Here is a 17597-nt window from a genome sequence, read left to right on the forward strand (position 1 = left end):
GCGTATCGCGGGTGCTCCCAGACTACGAGCACTCTTGGTAGCTGGTTGAACAGTTGCGTTGCTGGCAACTATAGGAAGAGAAGCACGGCGCCACAAAGCCTTCTGGCTAAGAAAATAGCCCAAGGCTCTTCCATTTTTAAGCAATCAGCTCCCGCAATTCTGTAAGTGATAGCCGGTTGATCGCTTCCTCTAAGTTCAAGACCCCGCTCAGCAATCCCCTCTTATCCTTTTGCATGCGCAGGATACGTTCCTCAACAGTCTTACGCGCAATAAGCTTAATAGAAGTTACTGTGTGCTTTTGACCAATACGATATGCGCGAGCTGTAGCTTGCTCCTCGACTGCTGGATTCCACCAAGGATCAAAATGGATCACCGTATCCGCTGCAGTCAGGTTGAGTCCTACTCCGCCCGCTTTCAGGCTGATTAGAAAAACAGTTAACGAATAATCCTCTTGAAATCGGTTAACAACGTCCTCACGGTCCCGAGTAGATCCATCCAGCCTACAGTAGCGGATACTTTCCCTATCCAGAGCTAATGCTATAAGATCCAGCATGGAAGTAAACTGGCTAAAAACCAGCACACGATGGTTTCCGCCTATAACTTCTCGCATCAGCTCCAGAAGTGCCGTAATTTTTGTGGAGGATTCCATCCCATCTCCGGCCTCTGGATGGACCAGACGGAGATCACAACAGAGTTGTCTTAAACGTAATAGAGTAGTTAGGGATAGCAGGCGAGCCACATTAGGATTGGATTTTTTTATGAGGGTGTCGATTTTGCGCTGAGCAGCGAGTTGAAAGGCCATGTACGCGTCCTTTTGGGTCCTGCTTAGCTCCACCTCCACCACTCTTTCAATTTTGTCGGGGAGATCGTCTACAACCTCCTGCTTTAGCCGACGCAAAACGTAGGGTCGGACACGACGGCATAGACGACGCAGTACGTCGTCTTTCACAACCCCCTCAAGAAGAGGAGCTTCGTATCGATCCCTAAAAGACTGCAGCGGGCCTAGATACCCAGGAAGAAGAAAATGAAATAGAGCCCACAAATCACGTATGGAGTTTTCAATAGGGGTCCCGGTAAGGATAAACCTGCTCTTAGCGCGAAGGGAGTAAACTGCTTTTGCATTTTGACTCTCCGGACTCTTGATGTATTGACCCTCATCCAGAATAACGACAGAGAAAGCAATATCTCGATATTGATCTATGTCACGGCGTAAGAGCGCATAACTCGTTATGCCTAACCTGCACTCCGTAGTCTCTGAAAAAAATGCTGCCCGTTTTGGGCCGCATATGGTAGTGACCTTTTTTCCAGGGAAGAACTGTTTAGCCTCTCTTTCCCAGTTCCAAATTAAAGAGGATGGACAAACTACTAGTGCAGTTCCACCTACAACCTCCAACATAGCAAGTGTCTGTATTGTTTTCCCCAGTCCCATCTCATCAGCAAGGAGGCCACCGAGGCCAGCTCTTGAGCGATCCACAAGCCACTGTACTCCTCGAATTTGGTATGGGCGCAGTCGCCCCTTCATAGTCTCTAGGTTCCCCAAGCGGAATGTATCGGGAGATACGGTTGAAGCCATGCCGGACCATATCGCCGTACTATCCTGTAGATAGGGGGCAAACATCGCGGGAATGTGCCATACTCTACCCCTCTGAATTGGGTTACAATCCCGAAGCACCTCTTCTATATCAGTAAGTGCTGCTACATTGGCTACGGCTATACTGCCGCTTTTTAGATGGACGTAAGAACGTCCCTTCAAGAGGAGTTTCTGTATATCTGCCTGGGAAAAAGTGGCTTCTGTGCCAGCCTTGTAATGGATATGGAAATCCAACCAACCGTCTTCACGCTTGCAAATGGCAAACTGAGGCTCAATAGGCATAAGGTTCCCAGCAGCATGATTCCACCTCGTGCCTTCTGTGATTTTCCACTTACCGCGTAATCTGGGAAGACCTGTGGCACAAAAGTTGAGTATTGCATCCTCTCCATGGAGATGCATGTGTTCCCCTCTTCCATGTTCAAATCCCCAGTCGAGCAATTCTGTAAAAATGATGTCTTCTGCCACGGGATTCTGATAGTTAGGTTGTGAATAATGAAAACGGAGCTTGGCTTCCATGCAGCGGAGTGAGCCTTCAAGGAATAGCTGCACTTGCGGGGATTCACCTTTTTTTCCGCCCTCTCTATCCGGCAGACTGGAAAGAGAAGCAGAAGTTGGTAACGGAGTATCGGGGACCGATGGAAGTAGTGAGCTGAGCCCTATGGCTACTGAGTGTTCACAAATAATCCCATAGAGACGTGATTCCCTACAGGAACACAGGTTTTCTACATCAATAGAACTGCGGACTAGCAAACCGGAAAACAACCGCCTTCCGCAGATCTTAATTTTTCCCTTGAGTACCGGCGGTTCATAAGAAACTTCGCTGATCAGACCATCCACACATAGGCGTTTTGCCTTGAGGAACACTTGTGCTCCACTCATAGACATCAAAATTTTCTCCGTTAATTCCATGGGGCAGCAGTTATTTTTACTAGCCAGAGGGGCCACTCAGGACCATCTTCAGCTTGTGCCAAGAGGCGCACAGGCACCATACCTAGGTTCCTATGGCGGCTATATCCACTGTCCTGGAGTGGGTAGTTTTACGATGTTCAAAGACAAATATCCCCTGCCATCTTCCTAAAGCGAGCTTGCCACAGACAATTGGCAAAGCTTCACTTGTGCGGGTGAGTGCTGCGCGTAAATGACCAGTGGAATCGTCTGGCCCCTCTACTGTATGAACCAAATTCGGATTTTCTTCCGGTGCCATGCGATCAAAGTAGGAATGCAGGTCCTCTCTGGCAGTGGGATCAGCATTCTCGTAGGTTATTAAGCTGGCACTTGTATGCCGAATAAACACTACTGCCACTCCTGTCTGAATCAGCGATTGCCGTACGACCTCTTGAACCATTTGGGTAATCTCATAAGTCCCTTTTCCATGAGTAGGGACGATAATAAGCCGATGAAGAGCTATCATGAGCAGCACTGCATGCAGGGAGAGTACAACCCCTTAACCCCTTACCCCCCTTAACCCCTTACCCCTTTGGAGGGGGGGATAATCCATCCTAGTCCTAGGGGAAGCAATAGTGCCAGTCGTTCCTGGCGGGTGCAAGCAGGTAAGCAAAGAGACGGCCGACAAAACCCAGAAAACCCAGTAAAGTCCGGCCACAACTAACTAGTTAGCAACCAACTAGGGTCCCCACCCTGAAGGAGGTAGGAAAGTAAGTGCTGGAAATTGAGATTATTGCCGCCTTGCCGCCTAAATAATTGTTTCATACATCGGTCACACCTCCGCATCCAAGATACTTTTTCCCTTTTTCCTGCCCCCTACGTGGAAGCAGCTAACAAATAAAAAAACCGACCTTCGCAATATCTTCCTCCTTTTTTTCACCTTGTCAGCACGAAGGAATGAGGTTAGCGTCAGTGCGAGGTTGCGTTGATGAAACTTTGGTAGAGGAGGGAACGGCTATGCTTAAGGCGGAAAGTTCTGAGATAGAAGGACGGCTCCGGCTCCACCAGCGGGACACTGGTAGTGCGGACGTGCAGGTGGCCCTTCTTACGAAGCGGATTAGCCGTCTGACGGAGCATCTTAGGGGGCACAGGAAGGACTACTCCTGCCGAAGGGGTCTTACCAGGCTTGTGTCATGCCGCCGTCGTCTGCTAGAATACCTAAGGGACGTCTCCTTTGGGCGTTATCAGAATGTCAGAGAAAAGCTCCAGCTTAGAAAATAATAATAGGGAGTAAGGAATTTGTACTCTGTAACTCGTCAGATAGGAGAGGGCACGGTTACCGTTGAAACGGGTAAGATGGCAAAACTTTCCGATGGTGCGGTCACCGTTTGCTGTGGAGAGACTATCGTTCTCGTTTCTGCAGTCTCCTCGACTACCCTCAAGGAGGGGCAAGATTTTTTTCCCCTTACTGTAGACTACCGTGAAAAGGCGGCTGCGGCCGGTAAGTTTCCTGGGGGATACTTTAAAAGAGAGGGACGTCCCACTGAAAAGGAAACGTTGACCTCTAGAATGACTGACCGGCCCCTCCGCCCCCTTTTCCCAAAGGGGTACTTCTATGACACGCAGATCATCAGTCTTCTGTTGAGTGCTGATGGAGAAAATGATCCTGATATCCTTAGTATCAATGGTGCCTCTGCTGCGCTCGCCGTTTCTGACATTCCATTTGCTGGGCCGATAGGCGCCGTGCGCATAGGATACGTCTGCAGCAAGTTTGTTGTGAATCCCACTCATACACAACGCGCTCAGAGTGATTTAGACCTTGTTTATGTAGGAGACGGAAAAAATGTCATTATGATTGAAGGCACTGCGGAGGAGTTACCTGAGTCGAAGCTCATTGCAGCATTCCCAATCGCCTGCGAATACGTTGCTGCTTTAGTCGATGCTCAGAGAGAACTTCAGCGCCTTGCTGGAAAAGCTAAGCGCGTGGTGCCTCTACTTACCGTATGTGATGCCCTATCGGAGACTGTCTATCAAGTGGCTGGTAGTCGAATCGAGGCAGCCCTCTATACCTCTGGTAAGCAAGCTAGGGAAAGGGCCATTGGGGCCTTAAGAGAGGAGGTGAGAACTGCTGTGCTTGCAAAATATCCTCAGGCAACTCTTTTTGACGTTACTCAGGCATTTGACCTCCTCCAGAAGAGAGCATTTCGCGCCGGCATCCTGGACCGCCATCAGCGTTGCGATGGGCGTGTCCTCCATCAATTGCGGCCAATTTCTTCCGAAGTGGGGTTAGTTCCACGAGCTCACGGTTCAGCGATGTTCCAACGTGGTGAAACTCAAGCCCTTGCTCTGGCAACTCTTGGTACCATTAATGAGGCTCAGATGATTGATGCCTATGGTGGCGGGGAGGAGAGCAAGCGGTTTATCCTTCATTATAACTTTCCACCGTTTAGTGTCGGGGAAACGGGCCGGATGGGAGGAAGTAGTAGACGGGAAGTTGGGCATGGAGCTCTAGCTGAGCGTTCCATTGCGCCTGTTGTTCCTACTGAGAATGAATTCCCCTATGCCATCCGCATAAGTAGCGAGGTAATGGAGTCGAATGGTTCCACATCGATGGCTGCTGTCTGTAGCGGAACTCTGGCTCTTATGGATGCAGGAGTCCCAATTGATCGGCCTGTGGCTGGCATCTCTGTTGGCCTTGTTACTGAGTTCGCAGACGATGGGTCTCTAACCCGTCACGCTACCTTCACCGACATTATTGGCCTGGAAGACCATTTTGGAGATATGGACTTCAAACTCTGTGGCACCTCTTTGGGGGTAACTGGATTCCAACTCGATCTCAAGCTTCCTGGGATCGGTCACGAGATCCTAACCGAGGCTGTAGAGCAGGCTGCAGAGGCTAGAACCCATATTCTTCAGCAGATGGTCGCGACTATTTCTGCACCTCGTGCAGAGCTCAATCCCCATGCTCCTCGCATTGAGACTATTCACATCCCCAGTGAGAAGATCGGGCTTCTAATTGGCCCCGGTGGGAAAACTATCCGCGGCATCGTTGCCGAGAGCGGAGCAGAGATTAATATCGAAGACGATGGCTCCGTCCGCATCTACTCTAATAGCAGAGACAGCCTTCAACGGGCCAAAGAGATTATTCAGGGGATGGTTAGGGAGGTAATGGTAGGGGAGATGTATCAGGGTACTGTGGTGTCCATTAGAGAATTTGGTGCCTTTGTCGAGATCCTTCCAGGAAAAGATGGATTGGTGCATATTTCCGAACTTACTGATTCACGTGTGAAAAGGGTAGAGGACGTGCTCTCCGTCGGAGACAGCGTCTGGGTGCAGTGTATCGGGATTGACGAAAAGGGGCGCGTGAAGCTTAGCCGAAGAAAGGCCATGAAAAGGCGCAGTGTTGTTGAAGCTGCATAGAGCACTGCCTTACCCTGCTCGTTTTCTGGTACTTTGGCAACGGACCCTTTTTTCTAGCACCTTGCGGTAAACCTGCAGGGTCTCTTGCATTCGGCAATTGAGCGAGAATCGCTCTCTTCCTCTCGTTGCTGCCTCCCTTGCAAGCCTCGATCGTAGTGCACCATCCTCTACTAACCTGGTCATCGCCCCAGCTAGGGCCTCTACATTACCAGGAGGCACCAGTAGCCCGACCTTCCCAGCATTGACTACCTCGGGGAGGCCACCGGCACAGCTCGTGATTACCGGCTTTCCAAGACAAATGGCTTCAGGCGTGGTCCTAGACTGAGCTTCCCTTAAAGAGGGAATTACTGCAACATCCAGGGCAGCAGTTGCTTCTGCTACTTCCTCGGCATGTCCATGTAGAATTAAAGGGGTCTTCCTAGAAAGGACTATCGGGTTCCCCGGCCTCCAGCCATCATAGCCAAATTCCTCCTGTACAATCTTCAGGTATTTTTCCCGCATCGAAGAACCGTGCTTGGGATTATCCCCAACGATAACGAAACGGGCACTCGGTGAGCATCTCCTGACAATTGCAGCTGCCTTGATAAAAATATCCTGTCCTTTCTCGGGGCGCAGCATGCCCACGCAACCAAATAAAACGTCCTTTGGAGTTGCTCCCCAGAGAAGGCGAAAATTACCTCCATCTACACCTGGGTGAAAGCGTTTGATGTTCACCCCTTCTCCAATAACGGTCATCCTTTCCGGCGGAATCCGATTGTTCTCCAAAAGGGCATCATGAATTACCCTTGCAGTGGGTAATAGATGATCACATCCATATCGGTAGCAGAACGTTCTGAAAAAACTCCTTCCTACTGGGTTGGTAATATGGCGACTTCGAACTATCGGGATGCCAAATAGCCGCAAGGGGACAGATATCCAAGCATCGATCGGACTATGCGTGTGCACCAAGTCACAGTTGAGCTCACGGACCAGCCTAAATAGTTTCCAAGTAGATGAAGGGGCAAATGTGGAAACCATCTTTAGTGGTAGAACGTATGTGCCGTGAGCAGGTCCAGTTTGAAAGAGTTCGCTATCCGGATTACATGCTATCCAAGCTTGATGCCCAGCTGCATTTAACCATTGTACCTCATCAGAAATTCGATACTCTTCCCCTCCGGAGTTAAGTCCGGACTCTATGTGCAAAATACGCATTTCATGCCTTACCTTCTCCCGCGACTTCTTGTCGTTTCTGTTGGGAAAGAGCTACCCCACTTTCGATCTGTATCCATCGATCCCCACGGCGTGCAAGAGAGAGATCATGAGTAACCGTCACAAGAGTTAAGTCCTCTTGGTGTACCAGATTTAGAAGGAGACCAATGATTGTTTTACCAGTGCATGAGTCCAAGTTTCCTGTGGGTTCATCCGCGAACAAAACGACAGGCCTATTGATTAGAGCTCTGGCAATCGCGACGCGTTGTTGCTCCCCACCGCTTAGTTCTGCAGGTAGATGACTCCAGCGCTTCCCTAAGCCTACCCGATCTAAAAGCTCCTGAGCACGGTTGGTCGGCCGATTACCGAGGATTATGGCCGGCAGGAGTGTATTTTCTAGGACAGTTAATTCAGGAAAAAGAAAATAGGATTGAAACACAAACCCCATCCTAGAGTTCCTTAACTTGGTGATCCAAAGAGGGTTCATCTCATAAAGAGACACACCTTCAAAGAGAATCTGTCCTGACTTAGGCCGTTCTAGCCCTGCTAAAGCATAAAGCAGGGTCGTTTTCCCAGCTCCTGAAGTACCGCAAATAAACACGGTCTCTCCATGGAAAATTTGTAGATCGACGCCCCCAAGGACTTCCACGCACTCCCCCCCTACCTGGAAGGACTGGCGAAGCCTAACTGCCTCTATCTGTATTTCGGACACTAGTGTGGAAGATAAAAACCCCATCTGGAAGCGCAACTTAAATCGGAAAGCCACCCGCAGGGGTACCAAATTTAATACTTTTTTCTAGCATTTCTTCAAACGGGAGAAGACACCAAGAGGGGAGAGGCTGAATCTATCCAACGTCATCCATGAAGTTCTTTTTACTCGTCCCTGTCTATTGGGCTGCACTCTCTCTGGACACGGCCGTTTTCGCAAGTACGGAAAAGCAGATTTTTCTACAGGGAATAGGAGCCTCTTTTCCAGCCCCTCTTTATCAACGTTGGATCGCCGAGTTTAGCAAGAGGCGCCCAGACATCGAAGTGAACTACCAAGCAATTGGAAGTGGTGCAGGTATTAAGGGCTTGAGGAGGCGTGTTGTGGACTTTGCTGCAAGCGACGTCATAGCCCCTAAAAAGGGTGCAGCCATCCCAAAGGGGATTGTAACAATTCCAGTCATTGGAGGATCAGTTGTCCTAGGCTATAATCTTCCTGGTATTACTTCCCTCAGGCTTTCCCGCAAAGCTTATGTCGACATTTTTCTTGGAAGAATTACCTGTTGGAATGATCCGGATATTGTCTCTACAAACTGCGAAGTAGTACTGCCGGACCTCCCCATCCTTGTTGTCACGCGCTCAGATGGGAGTGGAACCACGTTTGCATTTACCCGACATCTCTCTGCAATCAGCCAAGATTTCAAGAAAACTATTGGTGCTAACAAATCTGTAGCTTGGCCTACTGGTGTAGCTGGAAAGGGAAATGACGGAGTTACTACGCTTATTAAGCAAATCCCTGGCGCCATCGGCTACATGGAATACGGCTACGCCATCAGCAGCGGGGTTACGTTCCCTGAACTGCAAAATAAGTCTGGAAATTTTGTAAGAGCTACACCAGTAAGCGGCTATACTGCCTTGTCCTCTATCTCCTCATCTGAGAACTCACCAACTGACCCGGACGGAGGGGGAGACTACCCAATTGTTACCTTCAGCTGGCTCCTTCTGTATAAAACCTATAAAGATGCCGAAAAAAGCAGGGCTCTGAAGGCCTTCGTAGGTTATGCTCTGACCGCTGGTCAATCGTTGGCTGCACAACTTGGCTACATCCCCCTACCGTCCCTAATAGTAGGGCCAACCCAAGAAAAGTTGGCTGGTGTAAAATAGCCAACCCCGATCTGCCTACAATCTGTCTAGAATAGGCTGTCACTATGAAGGAGAAAAAAAGGGCGAAAAGGCTGTCTTGGTCTCATCCGGCAGACTGGCTATACGTCCTCTGTTGGACAGCCGCAGCAGCCACTGTAGCACTCCTAGCCTGGATCGTCCTGGAAATTTTCAGCCAGGCACTGCCCTCTCTCAGAAAATTTGGACTGCAGTTCTTTATCCGTGCCTCTTGGAATCCTAACACGGACCACTTTGGAGCGCTTCCTTTCCTGGTTGGTACCACAATGAGCTCTGTCTTTGCACTCCTCATCGCCCTGCCCCTTGGGATAGCAATTGCAATCTTTTTAAGCGAGGATTTTCTCCCTCCTGTATTTCGCCAGTCTATCCGTTTTGTAGTAGAACTTCTTGCTGCTATCCCTAGCGTGGTTTACGGGCTCTGGGGCGCTGCCATAGTGATTCCAATTGTTCGAAAGGGTGGCAATTGGCTATCCAACTCTCTAGGATTTATTCCCCTATTTCAGGGGCCAGTCTTTGGCAACAGCATGTTAGCCGCAAGTTTGATCTTAGCTCTTATGGTGCTGCCCACTATTACCGCCATTTCTCGTAATGCTCTAGTTGACGTGCCTAAAACCCTGAGAGAAGGAGCGTACGCACTTGGAGCAACCCGTTGGGAAGCAATATTCGGTGTCATTCTACCAACTGCAAGCCCCGGCATTGTCGCTGCGACCATTCTCGCCCTTGGTCGAGCTATGGGGGAGACAATGGCTGTGGCCATGCTTATCGGGAACAGCACACGGTTAACGTTTTCTCTTTTAGCCCCGGCTGGAACTTTGGCTAGCCTATTGGCCAATCAATTCGCTGAGGCGGAGGGGCTACAAGTTTCCTCTCTGATGCATGCTGCACTCTTACTAATGTTGCTCACTCTTTTGGTAAATGCTACTGGAGAGATCATCCTCAGACGCACCCAACGTATCACGGTAAAAATTCGCCAACGATGATGAGTGTTATAAATTCCCTGGGCCCTCTGGTGGATACATCCAAAACACCGCAGGTGAAACTGCGTTCCTCCCTCAGCATTTTTTTAAGTTTTATTTGCGCTGGTCTTTCGCTACTTACGCTTATTCCTTTGCTGTCAATCGTCTTTCTTGTACTCAGAAACGGCGTCCCGCTTCTTAAGCCTTCTCTCTTCACTAGTCTACCACCTGCGGTAGGATCGGCAGGAGGTGGATTTGGCAATGCTGTTATTGGCACCCTTATCATGGTAAGTCTAGCCTTATTCATTGCAGCCCCAGTTGGTATTCTCGCCGCGATTTATATTAATGAATACGACCGTGGCTCTGGATTTTCCTGCGCGGTGCGTTTTATAGCCAAGCTGTTAACCGGTATCCCCTCCATTATTTGTGGAATCTTCGTTTTCTCCGTCCTAGTTGTCCACCTAGGGTTTTCTGCTATGGCGGGTAGCATTGCTCTTGCCATACTTATTCTTCCTACCATTCTTCTTACCTCTGAACAGGCCCTATTGGGGGTACCCTATGCTCTTCGAGAAGCTTCCACCGGATTGGGTGCCACTGTATTTCAAACCATCTGGTGTATAGTGCTCCCAGAGGCTTTGCCAGCTATGACGACTGGTTTAATGTTAGCAATTGCTCGCGCTGCAGGTGAGACAGCTCCTGTACTCTTCACGGCGCTCTTTAGCTCTTATTGGCCAAAGTCCATCGGACATCCCACCGCCTCTCTCTCAGTACTTATTTACAACTTCTCTAACATTCCATACGACTACCAGGCGAATCTGGCGTGGGCTGCTTCATTGGTGCTGGTGGGCATCGTTACGATTACCAGTGTCACCGCGCAGCTTCTCGTCAGGAAGAGGTGATTTTAGGTAAAGATTTTAGGTAAATGCGTTGGATTTGGAGTGGCTGGCCAGGCTCCTCCAGTGGATTCCCGGATCCGGTGGAGAGGCAGAGAGTGGCGGTACGGAATATAACTAACGACGAAGAGGGCTTGTCCCTGATTACTATGGAGCCAAAATCTGTAAGGCGGGCAGACTTACTTTCGGTTCAGAACTTCAGCTTCTACTATGGTTCTAAGAAAGCCCTTCACGACATCTCTATGGAAATCCCAGAAGGGGAGGTAACTGCCTTCATTGGACCTTCGGGATGTGGAAAGTCAACTCTCTTGCGCAACTTTAATCGTATGAACGAGTTGATTGAGGGGGTGCGCCATGAAGGCGATATTACCTTAATGGGAAGAAGTATCTATGGGCCCCGGGTAGAGGTTATCGCTTTGCGGAGAAGAATTGGCATGGTCTTTCAAAAATCCAATCCCTTTCCCAAGTCCATTTACGAAAATATCGTGTACAGTCTTCGGATTGCCGGGCAGAATGAGAGAGATTTCCTGGATCAAACCGTGGAGCGAAGCCTGCGAGATGCCGCACTTTGGGGGGAGGTCAAAGATCGCCTTCATGAAAGTGCGTTAGGACTCTCAGGTGGTCAAATGCAGCGCCTCTGCATCGCCCGCGCCATTGCGAACCAACCAGAGGTACTTCTCATGGATGAGCCCTGTTCGGCTCTTGATCCTATTGCCACCGCTAAAGTTGAAGAATTGATCCAGAGGCTTAAACAGAAACTCACCGTTATTATAGTTACCCATAACATGCAACAAGCCACACGTTGTTCTGATCGAACTGCATTCTTCTACCTGGGATATCTCGTCGAATATGGTACTACCACAAAGGTCTTTTCCAATCCCAGAGAGAAACAAACGGAGGACTACATCACGGGGCGTTTTGGCTAAACCACATTGGGATGGAGAAGGGGAGAGCTATAAGACGGCCAAAAGGATGAATGCACGTACCTCACGACGCCATATTTTAGGTACGTTCGAAGCCGCGATGACCTCTTTGCGAACGAATGTGCTTATGATGGCAAGTCTTACTCAGAGAAACTTACAAAACTCCCTCATTGGATTGATTCGCCGTGAGGATCAATCTTGCCTAACCGTCCTTGCCAACGATGAAGAAATTGACGCTCTAGAGGTTCAGATTGACCGAGAGGGTACTGAGACAATGATGCGCTTTAACCCAGTCGCCTCCGATATGCGAGAGGTCCTAGCTACCATGAAACTAAGTGTTCATCTTGAACGCATTGCCGATCAAGCTGTCGGGATTTCACGCAGAGTAATTCGACTCAATGCAGCCCCTCTAGTTCCGGAAGTTATAGCAACTCACGAAATGTTTCGCCACGCCACTAGCATGTTTGGGGATGCCCTGCAGGCGTTCGCTAACCGAAATATTGAACTTGCCTTGACACTCAGATCGCGTGATAGAGAGCTGGATGACATGAACGAGGAAATTGCTGAGCAACTTAGCGATGCTATGATGCTGAGGGATGTCTTTCGTGTTCGCACCTACTTGAATTTGATTTTTATCGCCCGTTATATTGAACGCATCGGGGATCATTCTACCAATATTGCGGAGGATACAGTTTTTCTCATCTCAGCACTGGATATCCGACACCGGGACTAAAAAAGAGTTTACGAAGGACTTCCGGAAGGGTGATGTGCCCTTCCAATGGAAGGGAATACCCCTTGCGAGGACACGCACTTCTTTCTCTCGTCAACTTCCTGACTGACAAGTCAGTGTGTAGTTTTGTAGCGGAAATGTTTTGTTACTAGCCTATCCTAGCATAGCCGTCTGGTTCTTTGTTCTTACCTTGGTTGCTGCTGTCGCGGCCATAAATTGCCGAACCTGTTTGTGTAAATGGTATTTTACTGTGTACCAATCCCCCCATGGAAGTGCTTGGTTATACATAAAATGGTTCGCTGCGCGCTATGGAGATGGCAACTAGACGGAAAGCTAAAAAGTCAAGGCCATCCTACTAGGCAACGGGCGGCGCTTTAAGACTTCAAACTCCCTTAGATAAGGCATGCATAGAGAAAAGGTGAGGTACTTCCTCTCCGAAGGAGGTTCTTATAGAGGAGGGTGCCTCGCGCCACACAATCTGTGGAACGACCTATCGGCCTGTATACTGTGTCTTAATGGACCGTGGACCGAGAGTCTTTCACTGTGGGAAGCTCCTGGTTGGCCTCACTTTAGCAGCAGAAAAAGCAAAACTGAAGGTGTAGATATAGAACTAACAACTATCTTTTCCAGATACTTCGCCTTGAGAAGACACTGTTCTCTATTATCCAAGAATAGAGAAAGCTGACTTCCCACGCGTCCAAAAGGGAAACGTCCCACGACTTTTGTTGCTATACGTCCTTGTTGGATAGGCAAGAGACCATGTTTCTTGTATTGTCTCCCTATGGATACTTGCCACTTTCGCTAGCCAGATACATTCTATTGGATACTAGAGCGAGTAGAGAACATGCGAATGTAATAGGCTTAATGAGAAGAAAGATACTGGGCCCTTGTCATAAAAAAGATTTTTTACCAAAGGCATGAACAACCGCATACGTGCTTGACTGGTCACCGCTGTCTAGGATTCTACTACCGTGCGTGGTAGAAGTGGTTAGGGTAAATTGACCAGTGGGGGGGTTTAGCCGTATTAACCACTTCCTGTTTCAAAAAAAGAATATGGAACGAGAAATCCATTTGGATCCTGTTTTCAAGATGGCTCGGCAACAGTTCGACACTGTGGCTGATATGTTGGAGATCCAAGATGGTGAACGCGATCAGCTGATTCTACCAAAACGGGCGATCTCTATATCAATCCCCATTCATCGCGAAGATGGAAGCATCGCTGTCTTCCAAGGCTACCGTGTGCAGCATCACCTTGCCCTTGGTCCTACAAAAGGGGGTACCCGCTTTACGCCTTCCTTAACTTTGGGGGAATCTGCGGCACTGGCGGTGTGGATGAGCTGGAAATGTGCACTTGCTAGTCTTCCCTACGGTGGCGCAAAGGGAGGAGTCGCGGTAGATCCCAGGAGCCTGACTTTAGTTGAGCTTCAAAGGATTTCTCGCAGGTACATGTTGGAAATGATTCCCTTCGTCGGACCACAGACGGACATTATGGGGCCAGATTTAGGCACAAATGAACAAATTATGGCCTGGTTTATGGATGCCTACTCCTCTCATTCAGGTAAGTCAGTTGCTGAGATTGTCACTGGAAAACCAGCAGCACTAGGTGGATGTGCCGGTAGAAGAGAGGCTACTGGACGCGGTGTGACATTTCTGGTGGAGCGTGCTTTTAACCACCTGCAGATTAGTCCGCAGGGTCGTACTGCCATCATACAGGGGTTTGGCAATGTAGGTTCTGTAACAGCCTGCGGTCTTGCCTATCGCACTGGAATGAAAATCATCGGTATCAGCGATCAGGCAGTCGCCATTTACAATCCCAAAGGAATTGACGTAGCCATGGCAGATCGATATGCCGCGGAACACAATAAGAGTTTAGCAGGATTTTCGGGGGGGGAAGTTATTGACCCTGAAGAACTCCTGACCCTTCCTTGTGACGTGCTGATTCCGGCCGCTATAGAGCGCGTTATCACGGCTTCCAATGCCGGAAAACTTCGCTGCCGTATTTTAGCAGAAGCCGCCAACGGCCCTACAACCCCGGAGGCTGACGCCATCCTAGATCGAAGGCGGGAGGAGATTTTTGTTATACCAGATATCCTTTGCAATGTAGGCGGCGTTGTGGTGTCCTACTTCGAGTGGGTCCAAGATATGCAAAACTTCCTTTGGAGCAACACAGAAGTGATTGATAGGTTGTGCAGGATTCTTGAAGGCGCTTTTTCCGCAGTGGTGCGCAGAGCAAAAGAGAGGGGTATTTCTCACCGGAACTCGGCCCTCTCAATTGGTATCGAACGCGTCCAGGCTGCTAAGCGGATGAGGGGCCTCTTCCCGTGAAAGGGGAAGAGGCACAGTTGGTTCCGCCCACAAGGGTAGGGTAGCTTTTCTTTTTTGCATCCTTAGGCTGCTTGGTACATCCAGCCGGCTGATTTTCTACCTGGGGGTAACCTAACCATGGAGATTGCAGCGTAGTGGAATGTGCCTAGGACATGTTATTTCCATAGGGACTGTCCCCCTAGTTAAGGGTGGTGTTAAAATATTAAACTACCGCAAGTGAGCTGTGTGCATGCAGGGGAGGGGGACATGCTGGAGAAGGGGGGGGGAGCGCTTGCTCTCCGAGAGCCCCCGCTGCCCTAGGAGACACTGCGTTACTTGACTTAAGTCATTGACTGGCAACTTATAGAAAATTATCCTGTCTTCAGTCCTTGTTTTTCTCTCGTTCTTCTCAAATTCTTTTGATGCAATCGGTTTTGTTTGTTTGTGCCGGCAATACTTGCCGCAGCCCAATGGCAGAAGCTCTCTTGAAAAAGCTGCTGTGCGATCGAAAAGATGTCGAGGTGTGGTCTGCCGGCCTCCATGCCCTTTCTAATGCCCTCCCCAGTCAATTTGCCTCACAGATTCTTCAGGAGGAGGAAGGCATTGATATTTCTTCCCATCGGAGTCGTCCTCTTGTGGAGGAACACATTAGGCGTGCCACACATATCTTTGTTATGAGTCGTGAACAGAAAAGGAGACTCACGCTATTTTATCCATCAGCTGCGAGTAGGTCTTTTCTGCTTCGTGAACTTGAATCCTCCGATACATCCCTGGATATCCCAGATCCCATCGGGAACGATCTGGGGACATATCGGCGGTGTAAGGATACAATTAAGAATGCTGTACAAAAAATTCTTGCCCTCTTGGACCGCTTGCCCTCTTCCTTTCCTACCCTTCCGCAATTGGATACTTTGGACCCCGAGACTGCCCAGGCGATTTTCGGTGAGCAACGCCGACAGTTTGAACACATCGAACTCATTGCCTCAGAGAACTATGCGAGTGTCGCGGTAATGCAGGCTCAAAGCTCCTGCCTTACAAATAAATATGCAGAAGGCTATCCAGGAAGACGATGGTACGGTGGCTGTGAGTTTGTAGATACCATAGAATTACTTGCCGTTGAGCGTGCTAAAAAGCTATTCGGCGCCGAACATGCAAACGTCCAGCCTCATTCAGGAAGTCAAGCAAATATGGCTGTATGTTCTAGCTGTCTAGAGCCTGGCGATCGTGTGCTGACGATGGACCTCTCTCATGGAGGGCACCTTACTCATGGTCACAAGGCAAATTTTTCTGGAAAACTCTATGAGATATACCACTATGGAGTGGATCAACGAACAGAAAGAATTGATTATGACGCCTTGGTCCGTCAGGCTGAGACGGTTCGTCCTAAGCTGATCATAGCGGGAGCTTCTGCTTATTCCCGCATCATTAATTTTGCCTTGTTTAAGCAAATTGCTGATCTGGTCGACGCGTTGTTACTTGTAGATATGGCACACATCGCTGGCCTGGTAGCCGGCGGAGTACATCCGAGCCCTGTTCCCTATGCCGATTTTGTAACTGCCACTACCCATAAAAGTCTCCGGGGGCCCCGTGCTGGACTAATCCTATGCAAACAACAACATGCCAAAAAGGTGGACTCCACCGTTTTTCCTGGTGTACAGGGTGGACCACTGCCACATGTTATTGCCGCAAAAGCAGTCTGCTTTTATGAGGCGCTGCAACCCGCTTTCGCATCCTATGCACGGCAAGTTATTGCTAATAGCAGATTACTTGCTGCCCAGCTCTCTGCGCTGGGCTATCGCATCGTCTCTGGCGGCACAGACAATCACATGTTTCTCTTGGACCTCCGTCCTCAAAACATTCATGGGGCTGAGGCCCAAGGTATCCTGGATAAAGCTGCTATCACAGTTAATAAAAATGCGTTGCCATTCGACACAGAACCTATCACAAAAACCGGAGGTGTTCGTCTTGGCACACCGGCCGTGACTACGAGAGGAGTAAAGGAGGAGGACATTGGGGAAATTGCAGGTTTTGTCGATGCTGCCCTCAAAGTGCGTGCAGACGATCAAGCCCTCGCGAAGATTCGTTCCAAGGTGGTCGACTTTACTTTGGGGTTCCCTCCTCCCGCGGTCCATCCTAGTGGATGGCTTCCCCTATGGAAAGTGGTTTCCTACTAAGAGCTAGAGCTAGGTTCCTGCTAAGAGCTAGTCTAGTCTAGGGATGACCGCACCTTTGGACCCTATTAAGGAGGGATAAGAGAAAGTACAGCTAAGCAGTCCGTTTCCAAACTGCCTTTTCCTATCCCATCTCTGGAGGAACGTTCCTCATCTTCATAGCCTCCGTTAGCATAAGGTGTGCAACTGGACCGCTTTTTTTCGGTAGGGGCAACACGTATCTCCTTCCTCCTAAGGAAGGAGATACAAAGTGAGCGACGAAGGCAAGGCATCAACCATACTGTTCTCCATTTTGTTCCCCCTCTATTTGGATCCAGTAGATCCATTCGGGATCCAGTAGAATCTGGCCGGCGCTACCCTGAAATAGGAAGGGTTGCTAGGTCAAGTGCAAGATGTGCGCTTTTACCAAGACTTCCTCGGCAAAAAAAATCCTGCGGATGGAAGCAATGCCTTCTTATCCTCATTCTCCCCCCATTCTTGCTAAGTTTTTTTTTCTTTCTTAACATGTGCAGTGCTGCAAGGGCCTAAAGTTAATGCGATCCTCCTATTGCAGGGATTTGACTAAGACTCAGAAACAGACCGCCCGCTCTCCTCTATTCTCCGAAAGTTTCCTACTATGCCTGCTTCAGGAGCCTCGGTAGGCGGCTTTTAT

At 49.3% G+C, this 17597-nt stretch carries 13 protein-coding genes; 9 read left to right on the forward strand and 4 right to left on the reverse strand.

Going from position 1 to position 17597, the window contains the following annotated elements:
- Positions 1-136 precede the first annotated feature (136 nt).
- Complete coding sequence (locus JMM79_01125) at positions 137-2500, reverse strand: DEAD/DEAH box helicase (protein QQY08563.1); 2364 nt, start codon at positions 2498-2500, stop codon at positions 137-139.
- 82 nt (positions 2501-2582) lie between these two features.
- Positions 2583-3002 (reverse strand): YjbQ family protein, encoded by a 420-nt coding sequence (locus tag JMM79_01130; GenBank protein ID QQY08564.1) that lies wholly within the window; start codon positions 3000-3002, stop codon positions 2583-2585.
- A gap of 491 nt (positions 3003-3493) precedes the next feature.
- On the opposite strand from JMM79_01130, the gene rpsO reads away from it, so the two are divergent.
- Positions 3494-3757 carry a 30S ribosomal protein S15 gene (gene rpsO, locus JMM79_01135; protein ID QQY08733.1) on the forward strand — a complete coding sequence of 88 codons (264 nt, stop codon included), beginning with the start codon at positions 3494-3496 and terminating at the stop codon, positions 3755-3757.
- Between the two features lie 75 nt (positions 3758-3832).
- Positions 3833-5896, forward strand: a complete 2064-nt coding sequence (gene pnp / locus JMM79_01140) for a polyribonucleotide nucleotidyltransferase (GenBank protein QQY08734.1) — start codon at positions 3833-3835, stop codon at positions 5894-5896.
- Positions 5897-5905: 9 nt separating this feature from the next.
- Here the strand turns inward: pnp and JMM79_01145 are convergent, their stop codons facing one another.
- Both JMM79_01145 and JMM79_01150 read right to left on the reverse strand, forming a co-directional pair.
- Entirely contained in the window at positions 5906-7087 is a 1182-nt protein-coding gene (locus JMM79_01145; GenBank protein QQY08565.1) for a glycosyltransferase family 4 protein, read from the reverse strand.
- A gap of 1 nt (position 7088) precedes the next feature.
- Positions 7089-7820, reverse strand: coding sequence for an ABC transporter ATP-binding protein (locus JMM79_01150; protein ID QQY08735.1), 732 nt, complete (start codon positions 7818-7820; stop codon positions 7089-7091).
- Between the two features lie 125 nt (positions 7821-7945).
- Between JMM79_01150 and pstS the strand changes: the two genes are divergently transcribed.
- The 7 genes from pstS (at position 7946) to JMM79_01185 (ending at position 16948) form a co-directional block, all read left to right on the forward strand.
- Positions 7946-8953, forward strand: coding sequence for a phosphate ABC transporter substrate-binding protein PstS (pstS, locus tag JMM79_01155; protein QQY08566.1), 1008 nt, complete (start codon positions 7946-7948; stop codon positions 8951-8953).
- A 44-nt stretch (positions 8954-8997) separates the two neighbouring features.
- On the forward strand, positions 8998-9948 hold the full coding sequence (pstC, locus tag JMM79_01160; GenBank protein QQY08567.1) for a phosphate ABC transporter permease subunit PstC: 951 nt from the start codon (positions 8998-9000) through the stop codon (positions 9946-9948).
- Complete coding sequence (gene pstA, locus JMM79_01165) at positions 9945-10823, forward strand: phosphate ABC transporter permease PstA (GenBank protein ID QQY08568.1); 879 nt, start codon at positions 9945-9947, stop codon at positions 10821-10823. Before pstC ends, pstA begins: the two co-directional genes overlap by 4 nt.
- Before the next feature lie 143 nt (positions 10824-10966).
- Positions 10967-11743 (forward strand): phosphate ABC transporter ATP-binding protein, encoded by a 777-nt coding sequence (gene pstB / locus JMM79_01170; protein QQY08736.1) that lies wholly within the window; start codon positions 10967-10969, stop codon positions 11741-11743.
- A 46-nt stretch (positions 11744-11789) separates the two neighbouring features.
- Positions 11790-12473, forward strand: coding sequence for a phosphate signaling complex protein PhoU (gene phoU, locus JMM79_01175; protein ID QQY08569.1), 684 nt, complete (start codon positions 11790-11792; stop codon positions 12471-12473).
- A 1086-nt stretch (positions 12474-13559) separates the two neighbouring features.
- Entirely contained in the window at positions 13560-14795 is a 1236-nt protein-coding gene (locus JMM79_01180) for a Glu/Leu/Phe/Val dehydrogenase (protein QQY08737.1), read from the forward strand.
- A 401-nt stretch (positions 14796-15196) separates the two neighbouring features.
- Complete coding sequence (locus tag JMM79_01185; GenBank protein QQY08570.1) at positions 15197-16948, forward strand: serine hydroxymethyltransferase; 1752 nt, start codon at positions 15197-15199, stop codon at positions 16946-16948.
- Positions 16949-17597: the final 649 nt, after the last annotated feature.

The organism is Candidatus Xiphinematobacter sp., from assembly GCA_016766635.1.
In the GTDB taxonomy this organism is placed as follows: Bacteria; Verrucomicrobiota; Verrucomicrobiia; order Chthoniobacterales; family Xiphinematobacteraceae; genus Xiphinematobacter.